The organism is Pseudaminobacter sp. Soil_N_29, assembly GCF_057656055.1.
Genome location: NZ_JBDGLC010000001.1, coordinates 385,262 through 410,527, shown reverse-complemented (window position 1 = coordinate 410,527; position 25,266 = coordinate 385,262). Strand labels below are relative to the sequence as shown.

Here is a 25,266-nt window from a genome sequence, read left to right as displayed (position 1 = left end):
TGTTGCCTGCACTAGCCTAGCGGTCGGAGACCTGCCAGCGCGGATTGATCCAGGGTTCCTGGTTGGAGGGGGCAAGCGGCTGCCGACCGAGGATGTGGTCGGCCGCCTTCTCGCCGGTCATGATGGACGGCGCGTTGAGATTGCCGTTGGTGATGCGCGGGAAGATCGAGGAATCCGCCACGCGCAGTCCCTCCACGCCGATGACCCGGCAGTGCGGGTCCACGACAGCCATCGGGTCGTCGGTTCGTCCCATGCGGCAGGTGCCGCAGGGGTGCAGCGCGCTCTCGACGTGATCGCGGATGAATTCATCGAGCTCGGCGTCGGTCTGCAGATGGCCGCCGGGCGAAATCTCCTTGCCGCGATAGGGAGAGAAGGCCTGCTGGCCGAAGATCTCGCGGGTGAGGCGGATGCAGCGGCGGAAGTCGGCCCAGTCGTCGGGATGAGACATGTAGTTGAACAGGATCCGCGGCCGGTCCGCCGGGTCGGGCGAGCGCAGCGTGACCGCTCCGCGCGACTTGGAGCGCATCGGGCCGACATGGGCCTGGAAGCCGTGGGATTTCGACGCCGACTTGCCGTCATAGCGCACGGCGGCCGGGATGAAATGGTACTGGATGTCGGGATAGTCGATGCCGGCGGCCGAACGCAGGAAGGCGGCCGCCTCGAAATGGTTGGTGGCGCCGAGGCCGCTCTTGAAGAGCATCCATTGCGCGCCGATCAGCGCCTTGGAGAAGGGGTTGAGGACGGAATTCAGCGTGATCGGCTGGGTCGATTCCTGCTGGATGTAGAGTTCGAGGTGATCCTGAAGGTTGGCGCCGACGCCCGGGCGGTCGGCGACGACGGCGATGCCGTGGTCCTTCAGGTGCTGCGCTGGGCCGATGCCCGACAGCATCAGGATTTTTGGCGAGTTGATCGAGGATGCGGCCAGGATCACCTCGCGCCGCGCCTTGACGACCTGAATCTTCTTGCGAGCTTCGATCTCGACGCCGACGGCGCGTTGATTCTCGATGACGACCTTTCGGGCGAAGCCTTTGACAACGCGGACGTTTGGCCGCTTCAGGGCAGGCCGAAGATAGGCGTTGGCGGTTGACCAGCGGCGCCCGCCGCGAATGGTCTGCTCCATCGGCCCAAAACCTTCCTGCTTTGAGCCGTTATAATCGTCGGTCAGTTCGAAGCCGGCCTGCTTGCCGGCCTCGATGAAGGCGGCATAGAGCGGGTTCTTGCGTTTGCCGCGCTGAACGTGCAGCGGGCCGCCTCTGCCGCGCCAGCCATTCTCGCCGCCCTGGCTGTCTTCCATGCGCTTGAAGTAGGGAAGAACGTCGGCATAGGACCAGCCGGTGGCGCCCTGTTCGGACCAGTGGTCGAAATCGCGCGCATGGCCGCGCACATAGACCATGCCGTTGATGGAGGAGGAGCCGCCCAGGACCTTGCCGCGCGGAGTGGCCAGAACGCGCCCGCCCAGATGCGGCTCGGGCTCGGTAGAAAAGCCCCAGTCGTAGAGCGGCATGTTGAGCGGGATGGAAAGCGCCGACGGCATCTGGATCAGCGGGCCGACGTCGGTCCCGCCGTATTCGATGACGATGACCGAGTGCTTGCCGTCTTCCGACAGGCGGTAGGCCATGGCCGCGCCGGCCGAGCCTGAACCAACGATGACGAAATCTGCTTCAAGCATCGGCAATGTGCCTCATGTAATCATTCAGTGAAACGTTTCCGCCGGTAGCGATGACCAGAACGGTCTTGCCGGCGAGGTCGAGGCCGCCCTCGAGGAGGGCGGCGAGAGTGGATGCGCCCGAAGGTTCGAGCACGAGCTTCAGCCGCTCGAAGGCGGCCTTCATGGCGCGGCGCACGGAAGCGTCGCTGACGGCCAGCCCGCGCACGCCGGCGGCATTGACGGCCGCGAAGGGCGCTTCGCCGGGCTTGCGCGCCATCAGCCCGTCGCAGATGGAGGGCGGGCCGAGCGGCACAGTTTCGATTGCGCCCTTGGCGAGCGAAGCGCCCATGCCGTCAAAACCTTCGGGCTCGACGGCGATGACCTGCGTCTCGGGCGAAAGGTAGTGGAAGGCGAGCGCCACGCCGCCGATCAGCCCGCCGCCGCCTACCGCGCAGAGCACGATATCGGCCCTGGCGCCCTTGGCGGCCAGCTGGTCGATTGCTTCAAGTCCGGTGCCGGCCTGGCCCGCGACGATCTCGGGATCATCGAACGGATGCAGCAGGGCGAGGCCTTCTTCCTTGGCGATTTCGCGGGCGCGCTCGGAGGCCACCTCTTCGCGCGCGCGCGCCCCATGATCGGTCACCACAACGCGCGCGCCGTAGCCGGCGGTGGCGTCACGCTTGGCGGCGGGCGCATCGATCGGCATCACGATGGTAACGGGCACGCCGAGCGCCTGGCCGGCGGCGGCAAGCCCTTGCGCGAAATTGCCGGATGAATAGGCGACCACGCCACGCGCCATTTCACTGGGCGAAAGCTGCTTCAGGCGCCAATAGGCGCCGCGCACCTTGAAAGAGCCGGCCCATTGCAGCGACTCGGGTTTTATGAAGACGCGGGCAGCACCTGTCATGGCCGCCAGCGGGCGGGATTCCAGAAGCGGCGTCAGCTGGGTTACCTGCGAGGTGACCGCATAGGCGCGCTTCAGATGGTCGAGGGTGGGAACGATCGGCGTAGTCATCATTCACCTCGCGGAAAGCGTTTCTGTTCCTCCAGAACATTCAGGTCCATGTGGTTGCGCATGTAGCGCTCGGAAGCCTGCCGAAGCGGCTGGAAATCCCACGGGTAGTAGGAGCCGTTGCGCAGCGCTGGGTAGACAACCCAGCGTCGGGCCTGGCTCTGTCGCACGGCGGCGTCGAAGGCGGCCAGGTCCCAGCGCGCTCGGACCTTCTGCATGAACTCGTCGACCAGCGCGGCATTGGCCGGGTCGGCGGCGAGGTTGACGCGCTCGAGCGGATCCGATTCCAGATCAAAGAGTTGCGGCGGATCGATCTCGCAGTGGACGAACTTGTATCTGCCCTCGCGGATCGCCACGAGCGGCGCATAAGAACCCTCGGCGGCGTATTCCATGAGCACCGGTTCGCTACGCGGCTGGCCCTGCATCAGAGGCTTCAGCGACTGTCCGTCCGTCCAGGGCATGATGTCGGCGATGTCGATGCCGGCGAGGTCGCAGAGGGTGGGGCAGATGTCGAGGTTGGAGGTCGGCGCCTGGATCAGGCCGGGCGAGATGCCCTTGCCGGCGACCATCAGCGGCACGCGCGCCGAGCCCTCGAAGAAGTTCATCTTGAACCACAGGCCGCGTTCGCCAAGCATGTCGCCGTGGTCGGAGCAGAACAGGATGATGGTGTCGTCCAGCATGCGGGTGCGCTCGAGCACCGAGATCAGCTCGCCCACCTTGTCGTCCAGATAGGAGATGTTGGCGAAATAGCCGCGGCGCGAACGGCGCACCTGCTCGGGCGTGATGTCGAAGCTGTCGTAGTCGCTGGCGAGGTAGAGCCGCTGCGAATGCGGGTCCTGGCTCTCCTTCGGGATGAAGCCGACTTCAGGCTCCAGCGCAGGGCAGTCCTCGTAGAGGTCCCAGTATTTGCGGCGGGCGACGTAGGGGTCGTGCGGATGGGTGAAGGAAACGGTCAGGCACCAGGGGCGACGCTGCGGGTCTTCCGAAGCGCGGGCGTGCTCGTAAATCTTCTGCCCGGCAAGGAAGGCGACCTCGTCGTCATATTCCATCTGGTTGCTGATTTCGGCCACGCCGGCGCCGGTGACGGAGCCGAGGTTGTGATACCACCAGTCGATGCGCTCACCAGGCTTGCGGTAGTCCGGCGTCCAGCCGAAGTCGGCCGGATAGATGTCGGTGGTCAGGCGTTCTTCGAAGCCGTGCAGCTGGTCCGGGCCTACGAAATGCATCTTGCCTGAAAGGGCAGTGTGATAGCCGGCGGCGCGCAGGTGATGCGCGAAGGTCGGGATCGAGGAGACGAACTCGGCGGCGTTGTCATAGACCTCGGTGCGCGAGGGCAGTTGCCCACTCATGAAGGAGGCGCGGCCCGGCGCGCAGAGCGGCGAGGCGGTGTAGTTGTTGCGAAAGCGGGCCGAGCGGGCGGCGAGCGCCTTGAGGTTGGGCGCATGCAGGAAATCAGCCGGGCCGTCGGGGAACAGCGTCCCGTTCAACTGGTCGACCATGATGATCAAGATGTTCGGGCGCCGGCTCATTTGTCCGCCTTCTGCTGGTGAAGCTTGGTCTCGAGATAGTCTTCGATCACCGCGATTGCGCTCGCGGCGTTGGGCGTGCCGTCCTTGAGGGCGCGGCGGATGTAGAAGCCGTCGATCAGGGCGGCGATGCCTTCAGCGACCCGATCGGCCTCGCTGCGGGGCATCAGCGCGCAGAGCCCGCTCATCAGGTTCGAATGCAGCCGGCGCGCATAGACCCGCAGTAGACGCCGCATGGCGGGCGACTTCTGCGCCTCGACATAGAAGGCGAGCCAGGCCGCGATGGTGCCTGCCTGGAACTGCTTATCGGAGAAGTTGGCCGCGATGACGGCGAGCACGCGTTCACGCGGGTTCGTGGCTTCGCGAAGCGAGACGCGCGAATCCGCACCGAGTTCGGACAAGAGATGCCGCATCGTCGCCTGCAGAAGCTCGTCCTTGGCGCCGAAATAATGGTGCGCGAGCGCTGACGAGACGCCGGCGCGCCCGGCAATCTCCGACATGGTGACGTCGAGAGAGCCGCGGTCGCCGATCGCCGAGATCGTCGCGTCGATCAGCGCCTTGCGGCGCAAAGGTTCCATTCCGACCTTGGGCACTTCAATTCCTCCAGCCGCCAACATTATTTTTTATTGACGGATCAATCAATAAAAAACCCGCCATCGGGTTTGGTGCTTGCGACAAGCTCCAAGCAGGTGCCGGATACGGCACCTCGCCCTGGCAGATGCTTGCCCTATATGTTCATAGTTGAACAGTTACGTCTGCGCGCATACTGTGCTAGAAGTGACAAGCCAATTTGGAGAGTCTCATGACTGCTTGCATCGTTGGATGGGCGCATTCGCGCTTCGGCAAGCTGGAAGGCGAAACGCTGGAAAGCCTGATCACGAAAGTCGCGGCGGAGGCGCTGGAACACGCCGGCCTTGGACCCGACGACGTGGATGAGATCGTGCTTGGCCATTTCAACGCCGGCTTCTCCGCCCAGGATTTTACCGCAAGCCTTGTGTTGCAGACCGACGACCGGCTGCGCTTCAAGCCGGCGACGCGCGTGGAGAATGCTTGTGCGACCGGCTCGGCGGCCGTGCGGGCTGGCATCCGCGCCATCGATGCCAAGGCGGCGCGCGTGGTGCTGGTGGTGGGTGCCGAGCAGATGACGACGACGCCGGCGGCGGAAATCGGCACCAATCTTTTGAAGGCTTCCTATCTCCCTGAAGAGGGCGACACGCCGGCCGGCTTTGCCGGCGTCTTCGGCAAGATCGCGCAGGCCTATTTCCAGCGCTATGGCGACCAATCGGACGCGCTGGCGATGATCGCCGCCAAGAACCACAAGAACGGGGTCGAAAACCCCTATGCGCAGATGCGCAAGGATCTCGGCTTCGAATTCTGTCGCACCGAGAGCGAGAAGAACCCCTTTGTCGCCGGCCCGCTCAAGCGCACCGACTGCTCTCTGGTTTCGGACGGCGCGGCGGCTCTGGTACTGATGGATAGCACGGATGCGCTGGCGATGCGCCGCGCCGTGGCGTTCCGTGCCAACGAGCACGTGCAGGATTTTCTGCCGATGTCGAAGCGCGACATCCTCGCCTTCGAGGGCTGCGAGCAGGCCTGGACGCGCGCGCTGAAGAAGGCGGGTGTGACGCTGGACGACCTGTCCTTCGTCGAGACGCATGACTGCTTCACCATCGCCGAACTTATCGAATACGAGGCGATGGGTCTGGCCAAGCCGGGCGAAGGCGCAAGGCTCGCGCTGGAGGGCTACACCGCCAAGGATGGCAAGCTGCCGGTCAACCCTTCTGGCGGGCTGAAGGCCAAGGGACATCCCATCGGCGCGACCGGCGTTTCCATGCACGTGCTGACCTCCATGCAACTGACGGGTGAGGCTGGGGGCATCCAGGTGCCGGGCGCCAAGCTGGGTGGCATCTTCAACATGGGTGGTGCTGCCGTCGCCAACTACGTCTCGATCCTGGATCGCATCAGATGAAGCACTCGGCCGTCGTTACCGGAGGCGCATCGGGTATCGGCATGGCGATTGCACGCCGGCTTCTGGACGACGGCTGGACGGTGGCGATCATCGATGTGGACGAACTGGCGCTTGCGGGGGCCGAGGACGAGTTCGCTGACGACAACGCCATATTCCTGCAGGCCGATGTGACCGACGAGGACGAGGTCGACGCCGCTTTGGACGAGGTGGTGGATCGGCTCGGGCTGATCGGCGGCCTGGTCAACGCAGCGGGGATTTCGCGCGAGGCTGCGGCCGAGGAAACCAGCGCCGAATTGCTGCGCGAGTTGCTGGACGTCAATCTTGTCGGCACCTTCATCGCCGCCAAGGCGGCGTTGGAGCGCATGGGAGAAGGGCTGTCCATCGTCAACATCGGCTCGGTCTCGGGGTTGCGCGCCAATCGCGGCTATCTCGCCTATGGCGCGTCCAAGGCGGGCGTCAAGCTGATGTCGGAGGTGCTGGCGCTGGAACTCGGCAGCCGCGGCGTGCGGGTCAATTGCGTCGCTCCGGGGCCGACGGAGGCGACCTCGGAGACAGATGGATATTCGGTATCGGCGCGCCGGCTTTGGCTCGGTCGTGTGCCGCAAGCCCGGTACGGTGAGCCGGAGGAGATCGCGGCGGCGGTCGCTTTTCTGCTTTCACCGGAAGCAAGCTTCGTCAATGGCCACACCCTTGCCGTCGATGGCGGTTTTCTGGCCGCAGGTGTCACGGCCGAGCCCTAGCTCCGGGTTCCAGGCACAACGCCCTCGATGCGTGGCCGACAACCCGGGCGACCTTCCGGCACTGGATTTCCCTTGCATCGGCCTGGCGGGCGGCTATCAACTCGTCTGCATTCCTGCTTGCAACGAGGTCATCAGTTCATGTCGAATCCGGTTCTGGTCGAGGTCCTGCGCGGGGACATCGTTGAAAGCGCGCATCGGGGCGCGGTGGCGGTCTTCGATGCCGACGGCAAGCCGGTGCTGGAAATCGGCGACACGCAGCGCGCGATCTTTCCGCGCTCGGCGGTGAAGGCGATCCAGGCGCTGCCGCTGGTGGAGACCGGTGCGGCGGACGCCTATGGCTTCGGCAACAAGGAACTGGCACTGGCCTGTGCCTCTCACAATGGCGAGGTCGAGCATGTCGAGCTTGCCCGCGCCATGCTGGCGAAGGCAGGGCTGGACGAACACGCGCTGGAGTGCGGTGCGCATTGGCCATCCTATCAGAGGGCCACCACGGAACTCGCCCGCAGCGGCGGCACGCCGAACGGCCTGCACAACAATTGCTCGGGCAAGCACGCCGGTTTCCTGTGCGCATGCTGCCATGCAGGCATCGAGCATCGCGGCTATGTGAAGGCGGGCCACGCCTATCAGGAAATGCTGCGCGAGGCGCTGGAGAACGTGACGGGTGCGGCCCACAACGGCGACAACCGCGGCACGGATGGCTGTTCCATCCCCACCTATGCCGTTCCATTGCGAAACCTTGCGCATGGCTTTGCCCGCATGGCGACAGGAATAGGCCTTGCGGAAAGCCGCGCGAAAGCCGCCAAGCGACTGTTTGGGGCATGCATGGCAGAACCGTTTTATGTGGCCGGCACTGACAGGTTCGACACACGGCTCATGCGCAGCGCGCCGGGCCGGCTTTTCGTGAAGATCGGGGCTGAGGGCGTGTTCTGTGCCGCAGTGCCGGAACTTGGGCTTGGCATCGCCTTGAAATGTGACGACGGCGCGGGACGCGCGGCTGAAGTGATGGTGGCAGCCGTGATGGCGAAGCTGGTCGCGCATGACGAGACATTGGCACGAAAGCTGCGCGAGTTTGCCCAGCCGGTGCTGACGAACTGGAACGGCATCAACGTGGGCGGTCTGCGCCCAACAGGGGTGTTGGCCTAACCCATCGTGGCCAACCAAAGGAGCATGGGGAGGAGGCTTGTGGTAAATTCGGCCAACGCTTAAGCTTCCTGTATGAGTAGAGCCTTTACGCGCGAAGAAGATAGCGAAAATGCGATTGCCGACATAGGCGAGCGGCCGGTCAGCGAGCATCGCAATCTTGTAACCGAAAAGGGTCTCGCCCTGATTGAAGCCAACCTGGTGGCGCTGCGCGAAAATCTGGCAGCGGCCGAGCGTGAGGGTAACCGGGAGCGCATCGCGCTCGTTTCGCGCGACCTGCGCTATTGGGCGTCGCGGCGCGAGACGGCGGAGCTGTCGGTGCCCGAACCCGACAGCGATGTGGTGCGCTTCGGCATGACGGTGACGATCGAGAACGAGGACGGCAAGAAGAAGAGCTGGAAGATCGTCGGGGAAGACGAGGCAGACCCCACGCACGGCATGATTTCGCACGTGTCGCCGATGGCGATGGCGCTCTTCGGCAAGGGAATAGGCGACACCGCCACGGTCAATGGCAAGGAGTGGGAAATCACCGAGCTGAAGGCCGGCTGAGCGCAAACATCAGCCTGATATCGGCTCGGTATGGTCGCGGAAGAACGCGGCCGCACCGGCTTCGTCAATTTCGCTGGCGGCCACCATAAGCACAAATTGGATGACGTCTTCCTGCTCGGCCTCGATGCTGAGGCCATTGAAATATAGAAAAAGGTCGGCCGCGGCAAAGCCGGTCCGCTTGTTGCCATCCACAAACGGATGGTTCTTGACGATCCCGAACAGATAGGCGGCCGCTAGATCGCAAAGATCGGGCTCGCCATAGGCCTCCTTTTGCAAGGGCCTCGCGAGCGCCGATTCCAGCATCCCATCATCGCGGATTCCCGCAGCGCCGCCGTGAAGACGAAGTTGCTCCGCGTGCATTGCCTCGACGAATTCCCGCGAGTGGAATTCGGTCATTTGGCGAGTGCCCGGTAGGCAACCTCGTATTTCTTCATTCGCTCCCGTGCGATCTTCATCTTGCGCTCGAACTCCTCGGGGGCGTCCGAAGCAGGACGAAGCTTGAGGTCATTTCCCTCTTCGATCAGCACGAGCGTGTCGCCGGCACGAAGATTGTGCCGGTCGAGCACCTCCTTGGGCAGGATGACACCTTCGGAGTTTCCGATCTTGCGCACCACGACGTTCATCGTCGCCTCCGTCATTGTTATAACGGAAGATATAACACATGCAGAGCGGTCCTACAATCAATCGGCCTAGCTCGGCTGGAGCAGCCTTTCCAGAAGCCGTTCCGCCGCCTCGGGAATGACTGTGCCGGGCGGGAAGATTTCAGATGCGCCTGCCTTGAGAACGGCATCGTAATCCTGCGGCGGGATCACGCCGCCGGCCACGATCACGATGTCCTCGTGGCCCAGCCGCTTCAGCGCGTCGCGCAGTTCAGGAACGAGCGTCAGGTGGCCGGCGGCCAGGGAAGAGGCGCCGACAATGTGGACATCATTTTCGGCCGCGAGCTTGGCGATCTCCTCCGGCGTCTGGAACATGGCGCCGACGGTTACGTCGAAGCCGAGATCGGCGAAGGCGCTGGCGATCACCTTCTGGCCCCGATCGTGGCCGTCCTGACCCATCTTGGCGACGAGGATGCGCGGCTTGGAGCCGTGTTCCTTCTTGAATGCTTCAACCAGTTGCTGGACGCGGTCGGCGGTGGCGTTTTCGCTCATCTCGGCGCGGTAGACGCCGGAAATCGTCTGGACGGTCGCGACATGGCGGCCGAAGGCCTTTTCGAGCGCATAAGAGATTTCGCCCACGGTCGCCTTGGCGCGCGCGGCGCGGATCGCAAATTCAAGCAGGTTTTCATTGCTCTGCGCAGCCTTGGTCAACGCATCGAGGGCGCTTTCGACGGCGGCCACGTCGCGCGTGCCCTTGAGTTGCTGGAGCTTGGCAAGCTGGCGCGCGCGGACCTCGGCATTGTCGACCTTCAGCACGTCGACTTCGATGTCCTGCTCCGGCCGGAAGACGTTGACGCCGACTACCGCCTGCTCGCCGGAGTCGATCCGCGCCTGTGTGCGAGCCGCAGCCTCTTCGATGCGCAGCTTGGGTATGCCCCTTTCGGTCGCGGCCGCCATGCCACCCAGGTTCTCCACTTCCTCGATATGGGAGAGGGCGCGCGCTGCAAGGTCGTACGTCAGCCGCTCGACATAGGCGGAGCCGCCCCACGGATCGATGATGCGGGTGGTGCCCGACTCCTTCTGCAGCACCAACTGCGTGTTGCGGGCAATGCGCGCCGAATGATCGGTGGGCAGCGCCAGCGCCTCGTCGAAGGAATTGGTGTGTAGCGACTGGGTATGGCCCTGCGTCGCCGCCATGGCCTCGATCATGGTGCGCATGATGTTGTTGTAGGGATCCTGCGCGGTCAGCGACCAGCCCGAGGTCTGGCTGTGGGTGCGCAGCGACAGCGAGCGCGGGTCCTTCGGCGCAAAATTCTTCTGCATCAGGCTCGCCCAGAGCAGCCGGGCGGCGCGCAGCTTGGCGACTTCCATGAAGAAGTTCATGCCGATGGCCCAGAAGAAGGAGAGGCGCGGCGCGAACTTGTCGATGTCGAGGCCGGCCGCGACGCCGGCGCGCGCATATTCGATGCCATCGGCGATGGTGTAGGCGAGCTCCAGGTCCGCCGTCGCTCCAGCCTCCTGCATGTGATAGCCGGAGATCGAGATCGAGTTGAACTTCGGCATGTGGCGCGAAGTGTAGGAGAAGATGTCGGAGATGATCCGCATCGAAGGCTTGGGCGGGTAGATGTAGGTGTTGCGCACCATGAACTCTTTCAGAATGTCGTTCTGAATGGTTCCGGCGAGGTCCTTCTGCGCAACGCCCTGTTCTTCCGCCGCCACGATGTAGAGCGCCATGATAGGCAGCACCGCGCCGTTCATGGTCATCGACACGGTCATCTTGTCGAGGGGGATGCCGTCGAAAAGCTGGCGCATGTCGAGGATGGAATCGATCGCCACGCCGGCCATGCCGACATCGCCCGCCACGCGCGGATGATCGCTGTCATAGCCGCGATGGGTGGGGAGGTCGAAGGCGACCGAAAGGCCCTTCTGGCCAGCGGCGAGATTGCGCCGGTAGAAGGCGTTGGACTCCTCGGCCGTCGAGAAGCCGGCATATTGCCGGATCGTCCACGGCTGCTGGACATACATGGTCGGGTAGGGGCCGCGAATATAGGGCGCGATGCCCGGATAGGTGTCGAGATAAGGCAGGTCGGCCAGATCGTGCGGGCCGTAGCGGTGTTTTACGGCGATGCCTTCCGGCGTGTGCCAGATCTCGGCCTTGGCGCTCGCCTGTTCGGAGCACGGATCGGACCAGTCGAGCCGGGAGAAGTCGGGAATCATGCGTCAGCTCCGATCAGCTCGTCGAGCCGGGATGGCGGCAGAGGCTCGCAGAAAACGGTGCCGTCCGTCGGCGCCGGGTGGCGGTCGGCAGGGATGGTCACTACCTCCGGCTCGGCAGCCAAGGGGTAGATGGTGGTGCCGATCAGCGTCCGCTTGCCGGCCTTGTATTCGGCCGCGCGACGGTCGCGCGCCTCGTGCACGCGCCGCTGGATGTGGCCCTCGGCAAGGCTCTGCAGCACGCCGCCTTCCGCCTCGATCTTCTGGAACTCGCGCCAGGCCGCTTCGCAGAGCTCGGCCGTCAGCGCCTCGACGGCACCCGAGCCCGAACCCGGATCGGCGACGAAGCCAAGGTGGCTTTCCCTGGCCATGATGAGCTGGGTGTTGCGGGCGATCCGCCGCGCGAAGGCATCGGGCAGGCCATGGGCAATGGTGTGCGGCAGGATGGAGATCGAATCCGCACCGCCGGTGGCGGCGGCGAAGCCCGCAAGCGTGGTGCGCAGGATGTTCGTCTCGGGGTCCTTCAGCGTCATCATCCGATAGGATGTCTCGGCGTGAATCGTGGCGGGCGAGGGGGCGATGGAGCAGCTTTGCTGGACGCGCGCCCAGAGCTTCCGCAACGCCCGGATCTTGGCCATGGACAGGAACTGATCCTGGTCGACGCTGAGCGAGAAGCCGATATGCGGGGCGGCGTAGACGAGCGCCTGCCGGGCTTCCTCGAACAGCCGCAGATGGGCGACGGCGGAAGCCATCATCACGCCGAGTTCCTGTGCCTCCGTGGCGCCTGCATTGTGGAGCACGCGGCCGTCAGCCTCCAGAAGCATGCCGGGGACGCCGAGCGCGAAGAAATGCGCCAGCGACTGCGGCATCGATGCCTGCAGGGCCTCGATGGACATGCGCAGCCGCCCGGTGCCGGCGAAGATCGCGGCCGGGTCGATGCCGAAGGAAAGGTTGAGCTTGGAGGGGTCGACGCGGCGTTTGGTGAGAATCGCCACCAGCCAGTCGGCCATGGCGCGGCTGGACGGGTGCACGTCGATGCGCAGATAGGTGCGGTTGAGCGCGACGTCCTCAAGAACCGATTCCAGAACCTCGGCGCTGGCCGGCAGCCCGTAGCCGAAGGCATTGGGTGCGCCTTCGAAGACCAGGGCAAGGCCGGTTGCGCCTTGGTCAATTTCCTCGTTGATCTGCATCTTGGCGCGCAGCGGGTCGGTGTCGTCGATGCGCTGGGCCATGATCCATGGCGAATCGAGGTTTTGCCGGGCGAGGAATTCGGGCGCGGTCGCCCGCGGGTAGAGCGGTTCGATGCGAATGCCATCGTCGGTGTGCGACACCAGCGTTTCCTCGAAGGAGGCGCCCGCCAGTGCCTTTTGCGCAAGGGCAATCCACTGGTCGCGGTCGCCCACGGCAAACTCGACATCGCTGAAGACGGTTCGCGTGTCCATGCTCGTCCCTCTCAACCCGGCTTTCCAGGCTGGCTGAATCTACGGCCATAGTGTCGGCGCTGCAATGCAGCACAGGTTATGCAGCCGAACAACAGAGCGCAACCGACGATCGGTCTTCTCGCATGTTGGCGCGGAGTTGCGGAGGCGCGACGGCCAGCGTTTCGATTGTCGTTGTGGCGCTGCACCCCTGCAATTATACCTTTGAGCAGCCCTCAGGCCCTGCTGCCCCGGCGAGCCGATCGGCGCATTGCTGCAGACGAGAGGAAAAAATGGCCCAGGAAGACAGCATTTTCATCGGCGCCAGCCGCAAGCCGGACGACAGCTACCAGCGGGCGGAGAAACTGCTGCTGAAATACGGAAACCGTCACGGCCTGATCACGGGCGCGACGGGAACCGGCAAGACGGTAACGCTGCAGGTTCTGGCCGAGGGCTTTTCGAATGCAGGCGTGCCGGTGTTCTGTGCCGACATCAAGGGCGACCTCTCGGGCATAGCAGCGCCCGGGGAAGCGAAGGATTTTCTGCTCAAGCGCGCCGAGGCAGTGAAACTGGAACCCTATGAGTTCCGTGAAACGCCGACGATCTTCTGGGACCTGTTCGGCGAACAGGGCCATCCCATTCGGGCGACGATCAGCGAGATGGGGCCGCTGTTGCTGTCGCGCCTGATGAACCTCACAGATGCGCAGGAAGGCGTGCTGAACATCGCATTCCGCATTGCCGACGAGGAAGGCTTGCTACTGCTCGATCTGAAGGACCTGCAGTCGATGCTGGCCCATATGGCGACCCGCTCGGTGGAGCTTTCGGCGCGCTACGGGAATGTCAACAAGGCGTCCGTCGGCGCGATACAGCGCTCGCTGCTGGTGCTGGAGCAGCAGGGCGGCGCCAATTTCTTCGGCGAGCCGGCGCTGCGGATCGCCGACCTCATGCGCACCACGCGCGATGGCCGCGGTGCCGTGAACGTGCTGGCCGCCGACAGGCTGATGACCAATCCGCGACTCTATTCGACCTTGCTGCTGTGGCTGTTGTCGGAACTGTTCGAGGAGTTGCCCGAGGTCGGCGATCCGGAGAAGCCGCGGCTCGTGTTTTTCTTCGACGAGGCGCATCTCTTGTTCAATGAGGCGCCGAAGGCGCTGCTCGAACGTGTTGAACAAGTGGTCCGGCTGATCCGCTCGAAGGGTGTGGGCGTGTATTTTGTGACGCAGAACCCACTCGACGTGCCCGAGACGGTACTGGCGCAACTAGGCAATCGCATCCAGCACGCACTGCGTGCCTACACGCCGCGCGAGACCAACGCGGTGAAGACGGCCGCCGATACGTTCCGGCCAAATCCCGATTTCAACACTTTTCAGGCAATCACCAGCCTGGGCACCGGCGAGGCGCTGGTTTCCACGCTGGAGGAAAAGGGAATCCCGTCCATGGTGCAGCGGACGCTCATCCGGCCGCCCTCCTCGCGCATCGGGCCGCTGACGCCAGAGGAGCGGCAGCGCGTGATGAACGCAAGTCCCGTGGCGGGCCAGTACGACCAGATGGTCGATCGCGAATCGGCGTTCGAGATGCTGCAGAAGCGGGCTGGCCCGGGGGGCGCGCAGGGCGAGACACAGAAGAACGGTGGCTGGACGCTGCCCGACTTTGGAAACGGCCCTGCGCCGACAGGCGGACGCCAAAGCCAGCCGCGTCCATCCAACCGTCAGACGGTGACGGAAGCGGCGATAAAGTCGGTGGTGCGCTCTGTTGGCTCGACCCTTGGCCGCGAACTGGTGCGCGGCATTCTCGGCGTGCTCAGGAAATAGTGGCGCTCGGAGTTCATTGCCGGACCGCGATCGAATCGCGACCCGGCAGACCGATGAGAAACAGAGAAGGCGTGGCTCAGGCCACGCCGACGCTGCCCGTTACCAGGATTGGCGTCTTGTTGGGGACGCGATCGTAAAGGTCGATGATGTCCTGGTTCATCAGGCGCACGCAGCCCGACGAGACCGACTTGCCGATGGAGAACCATTCCGGCGAGCCGTGCAGGCGGTAGAGCGTGTCCACGCCGTCCTTGAAGATGTAAAGCGCGCGGGCGCCGAGCGGATTGTTCAGGCCCGGCTGCATACCGCCGTTGCGGGCGCTGTATTTGGCCAGCTCCGGCTGGCGGCCGATCATTTCGTCCGGCGGCGTCCAGGTCGGCCACTTGCGCTTCCACTGGACGACGGCACGGCCCGACCATTCGAAGCCGGCGCGGCCGAGGCCGACGCCATAGCGCACCGCTTCGCCGCCTTCGCGGACGAGATAGAGATAGTGATTGGACGTGTCGATGACGATTGTGCCCGGCCGTTCGCCAGTCGGATCCTGAACGATCTGGCGCAGGAAGCGCTTGTCCATCTTCTTCAGCGGGATCGCGGGAATCTCGTAGCCCTCGTCAGTCACCGGGCCGTAGATGGTGGTGTAATCGCCAAATACGGGGTCGACGCTTACCTGTGGAGCAATCGGAGGGGGGCCTTCGGTATAGCTTGAGCGTGAGACGGTGCTGCAGGCCGACACTGCGAAAGAGGCGGCGCTGACGGCCGCGGCGCCAAGAAAGCCGCGACGGCTCAGGCGGGTGGAGGTAAGCGAATCAGTCATGGATGCCCTTCAAATTCCAGATGTCGAAAGGGATATCCAACGACATCGCAAGAATGGGTGAACGCTGCACCAGCAGCGCGGTTTTCTCCCCTCATTGGATGGGTGGATAGGTGACTTTGAATCTGGCTTCAGGGTGAAGAAAGAAAGGCGACGATGTGACGGCGGGGTTGCTGTGGCTTTTGGGTCACAGGTGCGTCACGGGCGATTGTCGGACAGCAGGCCTTCCAGCGAAGGCAGAATGAGGCCGGGTTTCAGGTCCTGGTATTCGTCGGGTTGGCCCGTCCGGTTGATCCAGACGGTGCGGAAGCCGAAGCGCGTGGCGCCGGCCACATCCCAGCGGTTGGACGACTGGAAGGAAACGGCATCCGGATAGAGCCGCCAGCCGGTGCTGACCATGTCGTAGACGGCCGGGTCGGTCTTGAACCGGCGCACTTCATCAACCGAGAAAACGTCGTCGAGCACCTGGTCGAGGGCAGCCGACCTGACCGCCGCTTCGAGCATGGCTGGGGAGCCGTTCGACAATATGGCAATGCGCGCGCCTTCGGCCTTGAGCGCCTTGAGCACCGCCGGAACTTCCGGATAGCAATCGAGCTGCCAATAGGCATCGAGCAATTCCTGCCGCAAGGCGGGGTCGGCGGAGGGGACCTTGCGGAAAGCGAAGTCCAGCGCCTGCTCGGTCAATTGCCAGAAATCGAGATAGGACCCCATCAAGGTCCGCACCCAGGAATATTCGAGCTGTTTTGCCCGCCAGATCTCGGACAGCAGCTGGCCGTCGGGGCCGATGGCGCCGGCATGGCGGCGTACTGCCGCATGCACGTCGAACAGCGTGCCGTAGGCGTCGAAGACATAGGCTGGATGGCGCATCGGTCCTCCCCTTCAGCCATGCAGGCAATCGACACTCACCCTATTGCGCCCGGCCGCTGGCATCAAACGTTTCCGTGGTGTCGCGGTTGACGGAGGCGGCCAAAGCGTCTTCCATGTCGGAACCTGAAGGGAGACGTCAGCTCATGTCACTTTCAACGCCAGCTCAGACCAGGACCTGGACCTATGTGGACGGCGACTGGTACGAAGGTAACGTCGCCATCCTTGGCCCGCGCAGCCATGCCATGTGGCTGGGAACCAGCGTGTTTGACGGCGCGCGCTGGTTCGAGGGCGTCGCACCCGATATCGACCTGCATTCCCGGCGTGTCAACGCGTCGGCGATTTCACTGGGGCTGAAGCCCACGATGACCGCCGATGAGATCATCGGCCTGACCTGGGACGGCCTGAAGAAGTTCGACGGCAACACGGCGGTTTATGTCCGTCCGATGTATTGGGCCGAGCATGGCGGCTATATGGGCGTGCCGGCCGATCCGGCTTCGACGCGCTTCTGCCTCTGCCTTTACGAATCACCCATGCTGCCGCCCACCGGCTTTTCGCTGACGGTTTCGCCGTTCCGCCGGCCGACCATCGAAACCATGCCCACGAACGCCAAGGCCGGCTGCCTCTATCCCAACAACGGTCGCGCCATCCTCGATGCCAAGATGCGCGGCTTCGACAACGCGCTGGTCCTGGACATGCTCGGCAACGTGGCCGAGACGGGATCCTCCAACATCTTCATGGTCAAGGACGGCCATATCTTCACGCCGGCGGCAAACGGGACCTTCCTTGCCGGCATCACCCGTTCGCGCACCATGTCGCTGCTTGCCGACTACGGCTTCCAGACAACCGAGAAGACCTTGACCGTGCGCGATTTCATGCAGGCCGACGAGATATTCTCCACCGGTAATCACTCCAAGGTCGTGCCGGTGACGAAGATCGAGGACCGGACCATGCAGCCGGGACCGGTGGCCAAGAAGGCGCGTGAGCTTTATTGGGACTGGGCGCACTCGACACCCGTCGGTTGAGAACGGCTGTTTTCGACAGGCGCGGCTTTTTGCAGGAAACAAGCTGCCACTTTTCACAATGATGATCTAGAAGGAGCCGTATTATCGAACACGGGGTTGTTCGGATTCGTCTTCACCATATGTCTGTGCGTAACCGGACGCCGATAGACATCGCTCATAATTGCCAACGAGGGAGTATGACCAATGGCTTTTGAACTGCCCGCTTTGCCCTACGACTACGAGGCCCTGCAGCCCTTCATGTCCAAGGAGACGCTTGAGTATCACCACGACAAGCACCACAAGGCCTATGTCGACAACGGCAACAAGCTTGCCGCTGAAGCCGGCATGGAAAACCTGTCGCTGGAGGAAGTGGTCAAGCAGTCTTTCGGCAAGAACGCAGGCCTCTTCAACAACGCAGCCCAGCACTACAACCACGTCCATTTCTGGAAGTGGATGAAGAAGGGCGGCGGCGGCAACAAGCTGCCGGCGGCGCTGCAGAAGGCATTCGACAGCGACCTGGGCGGCTATGACAAGTTCAAGGCCGACTTCATCAACGCCGGCGTGACGCAGTTCGGTTCGGGCTGGGCCTGGGTTTCCGTCAAGGACGGCAAGCTCGAAATCTCCAAGACCCCGAACGGCGAGAACCCGCTGGTGCACGGCGCGACCCCGATCCTCGGCGTCGACGTATGGGAGCACTCCTACTACATCGATTACCGCAACCTGCGCCCGAAGTACCTCGAGGCGTTCGTAGACAGCCTGATCAACTGGGACTACGTGCTCGAACTTTACGAAAAGGCCTGAGCCGTTTCGCTTCGGAAAACCCCGGCTCGGCCGGGGTTTTTCTTTTCCGGCAAAGGGTTGTAACAGCCTGATAACGAAAGCGTGAAGAGCATGTCAGCACGTTTTCGTCCAGTTTGCCGCTGAGATTCCCGAACAGCCAAATCACCTGGAGGTCATCTATGAGAAAACTCGTGCTCGCCGTTTCCATGCTCGCATTTGCCGGCACGGCGGCCATGGCCGATCCGATTGCCCAACGGCAGGAGATCATGAAGGCGAACGGCAAGGCGCTGAAGAGCATCGCCGCAATCGCCAAGGGCGAGCAGCCCTTCGACGCCGAGCTCGTGCTGGCCGCGCTGAAGACGCTGAACGAGGACGCGCAGAAGTTCGATGTCGCGGCACTTTTCCCGCAGGGCAGCGAAACGGGCGGCGATACGACGGCCTCGCCTAAGATCTGGGAAGACATGGCGGGCTTCCAGAAGGCGGTGGACAAGTTCAAGGCCGACACAGAAGCTGCCGTGGCGGCCGCGCCGGCAGACCTTGACGCCTTCAAGGCAGAGTTCGGCAAGGTTGCGCAGAATTGCGGCTCCTGCCACGAGACCTTCCGCATCAAGAAGGGCTAGCAGCGGCCGATGAGGGGCATTGCAAGACTGGCCGCCGGAGCGATTGCGCTCTGCGCGATCGGCGGCGGCGCATTCTGGTTCCTGACGGCGCCGGTTCGACTCGACACGAGCGAGATCGCCGCGTTGCGGACAGGCGATGCCACTAGGGGCGAGCGCATCTTCTGGGCGGGAGGCTGTGCCTCCTGCCATGCCCGGCCCAAGGCAGAGGGCGACGCGAAGCTGGAACTCGCCGGAGGCATGGAGTTCAAGACCCCGTTCGGCACGTTTGTGGGGCCGAACATTTCCCAGGACGAGAGGGACGGCATCGGCGCCTGGTCCGAAGAAGACTTCGCCAATGCGGTGATGCGCGGTGTCTCGCCCTCGGGAGAGCATCTTTACCCGGCCTTCCCCTACACTTCCTACGCGCGCATGAAGCCGGAAGATGTGGCCGACCTCTATGCATTCATGAAAACGCTGCCGGCGGTTTCGGGCAAGGCGCCGGACCATTCGCTCGCATTCCCGTTCAACATCCGGCGCGGGATCGGCCTGTGGAAGCGGCTTTATCTGACGACCGAGCCCGTGGTGGCGCTGGACGGAACGGCTTCCGAGCCGGCAGTGCTCGGCCGCTATCTGGTGGAGGGGCCGGGACATTGCGGCGAATGCCACACGCCGCGCGAAATGACTGGCGCTGCTAGGACGAGCCAGTGGCTGGCTGGCGCCACGGCCGCCGAGGGTGATGGCATCGTGCCAAACATCACTTCGGGCGAGGGCGGGATCGGCGATTGGTCCGAGGACGACATCGTCAACTATCTGGAGACAGGCTTCACGCCCGACTACGATTCGGTCGGCGGCTCGATGGTCGAGGTCCAGAGGAACATGGCGAAACTAACGCCGGAAGACCGCGCAGCAATCGCGGCCTATCTGAAGGCGGTGCCGCCGCACCCGAACGGCTATCCGCCGCGAAAGACGGCGGCTGAATAGCGAGAGCGGCGCGCGCCGGGCCGGAAACGCGCCGCTTCTTCCCGCCAATCAGGCCGGTTCTGCCGATGCCTTGCCCGTGACTTTCAGCGCGAAGGCGTAGGTGTAGGCAATCTCTTCCAGCCGCGAGAAACGGCCGGACGCCCCGGCATGGCCTGCATCCATGTTGATCTTGAACAGGACCGGGTTCTGGTCCGTCTTCATCTTGCGCAACCGGGCGACCCATTTTGCCGGCTCCCAGTAGGTGACGCGCGGATCGGTGAGACCGGCGACCGCCAGGATCGGCGGATAGTCTTTCGCCTCGACATTGTCGTAGGGCGAATAGGCCGCGATGGTCTTGTAATCGGCCTCCGAGGCGATCGGGTTGCCCCATTCGGGCCACTCCGGCGGGGTGAGGGGCAGGGTGTCGTCCAGCATGGTCGTGAGTACGTCGACGAAGGGCACTTCGGCGATGATGCCGCCGCCGAACACCTCGGGCGCCATGTTGGCGATCGCGCCCATGAGCATCCCGCCGGCCGAACCGCCCTCGGCGACGATGCGGTCGTGCGAGGTGTAGCCTTGCGCAACCAAGTGACGCGCCGCGGCGATGAAGTCGAGGAAGGTGTTGGTCTTCTTGGCGCGCTTGCCGTCCTCGTACCAGGCATAGCCCTTGTCCTTGCCGCCGCGAACATGCGCGACGGCATAGACGAAGCCGCGGTCGACCAATGACAGGCAGTTGGTGTTGAAGGAGGCGGGAATGGTGATGCCATAGGAGCCGTAGCCGTAGAGCAGGCAAGGTGCGGAGCCGTCGAGCGGCGTGTCGCGATGGTAGATCAGCGAGATCGGCACCAGTTCACCGTCATGCGAGGCGGCCATCAGGCGGCGCGTGACGTAGTTCTCCGGATCGTGGCCCGAGGGCACTTCCTGCGTCTTCAGTAGGACGCGCTCGCGCGTGCGCATATTGTAGTCGAAGAGCTGGCTCGGCGTTGTCATCGACGAATAGGAGAAGCGGATGACGTCGGTGTCGTATTCGTAGGAACCGCCAAGCCCGAGCGAAAACGCTTCTTCCTCGAAGGAGATGAGGTGTTCCTCGCCGGTGTTTCGATCGTGGATGACGATGCGCGGCAGGCCTTCCTTGCGCTCCAGCCGCACCATGAAGTCCTTGAAGCCCAGTACGGACAGGATGAGGCGGCCGGGCTCGTGCGGCACCAGTTCCTTCCAGTTTTCACGGCCAGGGTCGGAGACTGGCGCGGTCATGATCTTGAAGTCCTTGGCGCCGTCGGCGTTGGTCAGGATGAAGAAGACATCGCCTCCTTCCTCCAGTTCATACTGCATCCCGGTCTCGCGCGCGGCCACGAGCTTCGGCTCGGCGGTCGGGTCGTCCATGCGGATGAGCCACTGTTCCGACGTCTCGTGGTCGTTGATGCTGATGAATATCCAGTCCTTCCGCCGCGAGCCGCCAACATCCATGAAGAAGCCGGGGTCGGTTTCCTCATGAACCAGGCGATCTTCAGAGGGGTCGGTGCCGATCGCATGGTAGAAGATCTTGGACGGGCGATGGTTTTCGTCGAGCCGCGTGTAGAAGAAGCCGTCGTTGCCGGCGTTCCAGACGCCCGAGCCGCCGGTGTCGGCGACCTGGTCCGCCAGGTCGGCACCGGTCGACAGATCGCGGACATGGAGCTTGAAGAATTCAGAGCCCATGTCGTCGAAGGACCAAAGAAGGCGGTCGTGGTCCGAGGAATGCTCGATGCCGCCGATGTGGAAATAGGCCTTGCCCTCGGCCTCGGCATCGCCGTCCAGAATGATCTTTTCCTCGCCGCCATCCCGCGGGATGCGGAAAAAGCGCGGCTGCTGGCCGCCCTTCTTGAAGGAGGAGCCATAGGCAAAGGGCCCGTCCTTCATCGGCACGGAGGCATCGTCCTCCTTGATGCGGCCCTTCATCTCGGAAAACAGCCGCTTCTGCAGTTCCTCGGTGTCGGCCATCAGCGCTGTCTGGTAGACGTTTTCAGCGTTCAGGTGGTCGCGGATGGCTGGGTCGAGCTTCGTGGGATCACGGAAAACCTCCTGCCAGTTTTGCGCCCGCAGCCAGGAGAATTCGTCGACGCGAGAGATGCCGTGGTTTGTGTCCTGGACCGGCCGCTCTGCCGTTGTCGGGGCCATTATCTGAGGGAAGCTACCTGAAAGAGTCATCGTGTCTCGCATCGTTGAATTCCGAAAGAAGAGTGAACACGCTCGCGCTGGCGTGTTCAAGTGCCGCTCCCTTGTCAGGTATATTTAGCGGACGAGAGTGGTGGCGCCAGACAAGATCCGATGCGCTTCTCACGCGTAGTCGGATGTAGGCGTTGCCGGCAAGCCAGGTGCGACACTGTGAAAGTTGAGGATAGCGCCAGAAGGACTTGCCCAGCGTAAGCCCCCCGTTTATTTCAACCGCAACAAGTTTTGCAACTCGCCGCACGAAGGCCCGCTCGCGGCTGCGGAAAAAGGCAACGGGGGAATAGCTTCTGACTTTTTTCGCGTTGATACTGCCGTTTGTGGCCGCATTGCTGGCGCCTTCACTCGCCCGAGTCCTGAAGCACAATGCGGCCTGGGTGCTGGCCTTGGCGCCACTGTGGATCGTCTTCCACTTCGCCGGCATGGTGAATGTCGTCGCCGGCGGCGAGGCGGTGCGCGGTGGTTATGAGTGGATCCCCAGCCTCGGCGTTCGCTTTTCCTGGTACCTGGACGGACTGTCGCTGACCTTCGCGCTGCTGATCGCCGGGATCGGCGCGCTGGTGGTGCTCTATGCCGGCGGTTACCTGAAGGGGCATGAGCATCAAGGGCGGTTCTTCTCGTTTATCCTGATGTTCATGGGCGCGATGCAGGGGTTGGTCGTCTCCGATTCCTTCCTGATGCTGTTCGTGTTCTGGGAACTGACCTCGCTGACCTCGTTCCTGCTGATCGGTTTCGACCATCGCCGCGAGGCATCGCGGCGTGCCGCACTGCAGGCGCTGGTGGTGACGGGACTGGGCGGCCTCTCGCTGCTGGCCGGGTTGGTCGTTATCTGGGGCGCTACCGGCCAGACCGAACTGTCGTCCCTGCTGGGGTCCGCGGCCGCGCTGCGCGGCAGCCCGCTATATCTGGCCGCGCTGGTGCTTGTTCTGGGAGGCGCCTTCACGAAGTCGGCGCAGTTCCCGTTCCATTTCTGGCTGCCCAACGCGATGGAGGCGCCGACGCCCGTGTCGGCCTATCTCCATTCCGCAACCATGGTGAAGGCGGGCGTCTACCTTCTGATGCGCCTCAACCCGGTCATGGGCGATACGCTGGTCTGGGAGACCACCCTGGTGTTGTTCGGCGGCACGACGCTGCTGGTCGGAAGCTTGCTGGCAATCCGCCAGACCGACCTGAAGCTGATGCTGGCCTATACCACCGTTGCGTCGCTCGGCATGCTGGTGATGCTGACGGGCTTCGGCTCCGACAAGGCGATCGAGGCGGCGGCGCTCTATCTGATCGCGCATTCCCTGTTCAAGGGTGCGTTGTTCATGGTTGCCGGCCTGATCGACCATGAGACGGGTACTCGCGACATAAGCTCATTGAGCGGGCTGCGCCGCGCCATGCCGATCACGTTTGCGGCCGGGCTGCTGGCAGCGCTTTCCATGGGCGGATTGCCGCTGTTCTTCGGATTCCTCGCCAAGGAGGAGATCTATGCGGCGCTGACTGTTGGCGGCTGGACGAGTCTGGCGGCGCTGGCGGCCATTGTCGGCAACGCGCTGATGTTTGCCGTGGCTTTCGCGGTGGGGCTAAGGCCGTTTGTCGGGCCGACGGGAAATGCACCCAAGCAGGCGCATGAAGGGCCGGTGCTGCTGTGGCTCGGTCCGCTCGTGCTGGCCGTTTGCGGCCTTGCCGCCGGGTTGCTTTCAGGCTTGGCTCACCGTCTGTTTTCCTCGCCGATGGCAAGCGCCGTCGCCGGGCAGCCGCTTCAGGTGGACATCTCGACGGTGCCGCATATTGGCATGCCCCTGCTGCTTTCGGCTCTTACGGTCGCGCTGGGTGTCGCCGCCTATCTGCAACAGGCCAGGCTGCGCGCCGCGATGGTCTTACTGCTGAAGGCGATCGGCTGGGGGCCTGATCGCGGCTTCGACCAGGCCATGCGCGGGCTTGTCCGCTTCTCCTCGGCCGTGACGGGCACCGTGCAAAATGGCCGGATGGACTTCTACATGGTTGTCACCTTCATGGCCGTCGCGCTGACGCTTCTTGTGCCGATGGTGATGTTCGACGAACTGCCGGCGATGCCGGAACTGCCCTGGCCATGGTTCTACGAAGTCACGATCATGATCATTGCCGTCATCGGACTTGGTGCGGTGGTTTACGCCAAGGACCGGCTGACCGCGATCGTGTCGCTGGGCGTTCAAGGCTTCGCGATTGCACTGCTGTTCATGCTGATGGGCGCGCCGGACCTCTCTTTCACCCAGTTCATGGTGGAGACGCTGTCGGTGGTGATCCTCGCGCTCGTGATGACGCGACTGCGGCTGGCTGTGTCCGAGCATCGGCCCCTTGGGCGAAAGCTGCTGGACACAGCGGTTGCGGCGGCGTGCGGCGGCGCCCTGGGGCTGTTCCTGCTCAAGGTAACGCAACTGCCGTTCGACGGAACGCTGACGGAATTCTTCAAGAACCACTCGCTGGTGGTCGCCCACGGCCGCAACGTCGTAAACGTCATCATCGTCGACTTCCGCGGGCTGGATACGCTGGGGGAGATCTCGGTGGTTATGATCGCCGGCCTGTCGATCCTGGCGCTGATACGCATCCGGGCGAAGAACGAAAGGCGCCACGTGCGAAAGAGGGAGAACGCCTGAAATGCAGACGCTGATCTTTCGCACTGCCGCCCCCTACCTGACCAGCCTGATGCTGCTGTTCTCGGTCTTCGTGCTGCTGCGCGGCCATAACGAGCCCGGCGGCGGCTTCATTGGCGGGCTTATCGCCGCATCGGCCTTCGCGATCCTCGGCATTGCGCATGGCGTGCCGGCGGTGCGCCGAGCGATGTACTTCCATCCGATGGCCGTCTCCGGCTTCGGGCTGCTGCTCGCGGGACTTGCCGGCCTTCTGTCCTATGTGTTCCGCGTGCCTTTCCTGACGGGGCTCTGGACGAGCGTCAGCTTTCTCGGCGTCAGCGTCGATCTGTCGACGGTGATGTTCTTCGACATCGGCGTCTATCTTGTCGTGGTCGGCTCGATCACGTCCACGGCGCTCGCCCTCGAGGAAAGGGAGGACGGCTGATGGAGGCGGCGCTTTCAATCCTCGTCGGGCTGTTCTTTGCGGTCGGCATCTATCTGATGCTGTCCAAGCACGTGATCCGCATTCTTCTGGGCGTCGCGATCTTCGGCAATGCCGTGAACCTGCTGATCTTCACCGCGGGACGGATCCAGCGCGGCGGGCCGCCGATCATCCCGGAAGGGCTCGAAACGACGGTGGGACAGGTGGCCAATCCGCTGCCGCAGGCGCTGATCCTGACCGCAATCGTGATTTCGTTCTCGTTCTTCGCCTTTCTGATGGTTCTGGCCTACCGCGCCTACCAGGAGATCGGAACCGACGACACTGACGGCATGCGCGTGGCCGAACCGGAAGGCGAGCCGCTTCCGCCGCTGGGATACTGAC

General features: G+C 63.6%; 23 protein-coding genes. 12 read left to right on the top strand and 11 right to left on the bottom strand.

The features are described 5' to 3' along the window. Positions 1-16: 16 nt before the first annotated feature. The 4 genes from betA to betI are packed head-to-tail and all read right to left on the bottom strand — an operon-like array spanning position 17 to position 4,779. Positions 17-1,669 carry a choline dehydrogenase gene (gene betA / locus AC3A4H_RS01965; protein WP_487765185.1) on the bottom strand — a complete coding sequence of 551 codons (1,653 nt, stop codon included), beginning with the start codon at positions 1,667-1,669 and terminating at the stop codon, positions 17-19. After that, a complete protein-coding gene (locus AC3A4H_RS01960) occupies positions 1,662-2,663 on the bottom strand; it encodes a threonine/serine dehydratase family protein (RefSeq protein ID WP_487765875.1) in 1,002 nt (333 codons plus the stop codon). The genes betA and AC3A4H_RS01960 overlap by 8 nt, the downstream gene beginning before the upstream one ends. After that, positions 2,663-4,189, bottom strand: coding sequence for a choline-sulfatase (gene betC / locus AC3A4H_RS01955; protein WP_487765184.1), 1,527 nt, complete (start codon positions 4,187-4,189; stop codon positions 2,663-2,665). Before betC ends, AC3A4H_RS01960 begins: the two co-directional genes overlap by 1 nt. After that, complete coding sequence (gene betI / locus AC3A4H_RS01950; protein ID WP_487765183.1) at positions 4,186-4,779, bottom strand: transcriptional regulator BetI; 594 nt, start codon at positions 4,777-4,779, stop codon at positions 4,186-4,188. Before betI ends, betC begins: the two co-directional genes overlap by 4 nt. A 209-nt stretch (positions 4,780-4,988) precedes the next feature. Between betI and AC3A4H_RS01945 the strand changes: the two genes are divergently transcribed. The 4 genes from AC3A4H_RS01945 (at position 4,989) to greA (ending at position 8,584) form a co-directional block, all read left to right on the top strand. Continuing rightward, a complete protein-coding gene (locus AC3A4H_RS01945; RefSeq protein WP_487765182.1) occupies positions 4,989-6,155 on the top strand; it encodes an acetyl-CoA acetyltransferase in 1,167 nt (388 codons plus the stop codon). Next, positions 6,152-6,895: an SDR family NAD(P)-dependent oxidoreductase gene (locus tag AC3A4H_RS01940; RefSeq protein ID WP_487765181.1), complete on the top strand. Its 744-nt coding sequence runs from the start codon at positions 6,152-6,154 to the stop codon at positions 6,893-6,895. The genes AC3A4H_RS01945 and AC3A4H_RS01940 overlap by 4 nt, the downstream gene beginning before the upstream one ends. 138 nt (positions 6,896-7,033) lie before the next feature. Then, the gene (locus AC3A4H_RS01935) at positions 7,034-8,038 is read left to right on the top strand and encodes an asparaginase (protein WP_487765180.1); all 1,005 of its coding nucleotides are present in this window, start codon (positions 7,034-7,036) and stop codon (positions 8,036-8,038) included. Positions 8,039-8,110: 72 nt separating this feature from the next. Then, a complete protein-coding gene (gene greA, locus AC3A4H_RS01930) occupies positions 8,111-8,584 on the top strand; it encodes a transcription elongation factor GreA (RefSeq protein WP_487765179.1) in 474 nt (157 codons plus the stop codon). A 9-nt stretch (positions 8,585-8,593) separates the two neighbouring features. On the opposite strand, the gene AC3A4H_RS01925 is transcribed toward greA, so the two are convergent. The 4 genes from AC3A4H_RS01925 to AC3A4H_RS01910 form a co-directional block, all read right to left on the bottom strand. Further along, entirely contained in the window at positions 8,594-8,980 is a 387-nt protein-coding gene (locus AC3A4H_RS01925; RefSeq protein ID WP_487765178.1) for a type II toxin-antitoxin system death-on-curing family toxin, read from the bottom strand. After that, the gene (locus tag AC3A4H_RS01920) at positions 8,977-9,207 is read right to left on the bottom strand and encodes an AbrB/MazE/SpoVT family DNA-binding domain-containing protein (protein WP_280819688.1); all 231 of its coding nucleotides are present in this window, start codon (positions 9,205-9,207) and stop codon (positions 8,977-8,979) included. Before AC3A4H_RS01920 ends, AC3A4H_RS01925 begins: the two co-directional genes overlap by 4 nt. Positions 9,208-9,273: 66 nt before the next feature. Further along, on the bottom strand, positions 9,274-11,400 hold the full coding sequence (gene scpA / locus AC3A4H_RS01915) for a methylmalonyl-CoA mutase (protein WP_487765177.1): 2,127 nt from the start codon (positions 11,398-11,400) through the stop codon (positions 9,274-9,276). Beyond that, complete coding sequence (locus tag AC3A4H_RS01910) at positions 11,397-12,839, bottom strand: methylmalonyl-CoA mutase family protein (protein WP_487765176.1); 1,443 nt, start codon at positions 12,837-12,839, stop codon at positions 11,397-11,399. The genes scpA and AC3A4H_RS01910 overlap by 4 nt, the downstream gene beginning before the upstream one ends. 269 nt (positions 12,840-13,108) lie before the next feature. On the opposite strand from AC3A4H_RS01910, the gene AC3A4H_RS01905 reads away from it, so the two are divergent. Further along, complete coding sequence (locus AC3A4H_RS01905) at positions 13,109-14,626, top strand: helicase HerA-like C-terminal domain-containing protein (protein ID WP_487765175.1); 1,518 nt, start codon at positions 13,109-13,111, stop codon at positions 14,624-14,626. Positions 14,627-14,702: 76 nt separating this feature from the next. Here the strand turns inward: AC3A4H_RS01905 and AC3A4H_RS01900 are convergent, their stop codons facing one another. Both AC3A4H_RS01900 and AC3A4H_RS01895 read right to left on the bottom strand, forming a co-directional pair. After that, positions 14,703-15,437: a L,D-transpeptidase gene (locus tag AC3A4H_RS01900; protein WP_348778263.1), complete on the bottom strand. Its 735-nt coding sequence runs from the start codon at positions 15,435-15,437 to the stop codon at positions 14,703-14,705. Positions 15,438-15,632: 195 nt separating this feature from the next. After that, positions 15,633-16,301: a haloacid dehalogenase type II gene (locus AC3A4H_RS01895; RefSeq protein ID WP_487765174.1), complete on the bottom strand. Its 669-nt coding sequence runs from the start codon at positions 16,299-16,301 to the stop codon at positions 15,633-15,635. Between the two features lie 143 nt (positions 16,302-16,444). On the opposite strand from AC3A4H_RS01895, the gene AC3A4H_RS01890 reads away from it, so the two are divergent. The 4 genes from AC3A4H_RS01890 (at position 16,445) to AC3A4H_RS01875 (ending at position 19,662) form a co-directional block, all read left to right on the top strand. Continuing rightward, on the top strand, positions 16,445-17,323 hold the full coding sequence (locus AC3A4H_RS01890) for a branched-chain amino acid aminotransferase (RefSeq protein WP_487765173.1): 879 nt from the start codon (positions 16,445-16,447) through the stop codon (positions 17,321-17,323). Between the two features lie 183 nt (positions 17,324-17,506). Then, positions 17,507-18,103 carry a superoxide dismutase gene (locus tag AC3A4H_RS01885; protein WP_348778266.1) on the top strand — a complete coding sequence of 199 codons (597 nt, stop codon included), beginning with the start codon at positions 17,507-17,509 and terminating at the stop codon, positions 18,101-18,103. Between the two features lie 158 nt (positions 18,104-18,261). Continuing rightward, complete coding sequence (locus AC3A4H_RS01880; RefSeq protein ID WP_348778267.1) at positions 18,262-18,702, top strand: c-type cytochrome; 441 nt, start codon at positions 18,262-18,264, stop codon at positions 18,700-18,702. Between the two features lie 9 nt (positions 18,703-18,711). Then, a complete protein-coding gene (locus AC3A4H_RS01875; RefSeq protein WP_487765172.1) occupies positions 18,712-19,662 on the top strand; it encodes a cytochrome c in 951 nt (316 codons plus the stop codon). Between the two features lie 48 nt (positions 19,663-19,710). Here AC3A4H_RS01875 and AC3A4H_RS01870 read toward each other — a convergent pair whose 3' ends face one another. After that, on the bottom strand, positions 19,711-21,798 hold the full coding sequence (locus tag AC3A4H_RS01870; protein WP_487765171.1) for a S9 family peptidase: 2,088 nt from the start codon (positions 21,796-21,798) through the stop codon (positions 19,711-19,713). A 341-nt stretch (positions 21,799-22,139) separates the two neighbouring features. Between AC3A4H_RS01870 and AC3A4H_RS01865 the strand changes: the two genes are divergently transcribed. The 3 genes from AC3A4H_RS01865 to AC3A4H_RS01855 are packed head-to-tail and all read left to right on the top strand — an operon-like array spanning position 22,140 to position 25,265. Further along, positions 22,140-24,467 (top strand): putative monovalent cation/H+ antiporter subunit A, encoded by a 2,328-nt coding sequence (locus tag AC3A4H_RS01865; protein ID WP_487765874.1) that lies wholly within the window; start codon positions 22,140-22,142, stop codon positions 24,465-24,467. A 1-nt stretch (position 24,468) separates the two neighbouring features. Continuing rightward, positions 24,469-24,888 (top strand): Na(+)/H(+) antiporter subunit B, encoded by a 420-nt coding sequence (locus tag AC3A4H_RS01860; protein WP_487765170.1) that lies wholly within the window; start codon positions 24,469-24,471, stop codon positions 24,886-24,888. Next, complete coding sequence (locus AC3A4H_RS01855; protein WP_348778270.1) at positions 24,888-25,265, top strand: Na+/H+ antiporter subunit C; 378 nt, start codon at positions 24,888-24,890, stop codon at positions 25,263-25,265. Before AC3A4H_RS01860 ends, AC3A4H_RS01855 begins: the two co-directional genes overlap by 1 nt. Position 25,266: the final 1 nt, after the last annotated feature.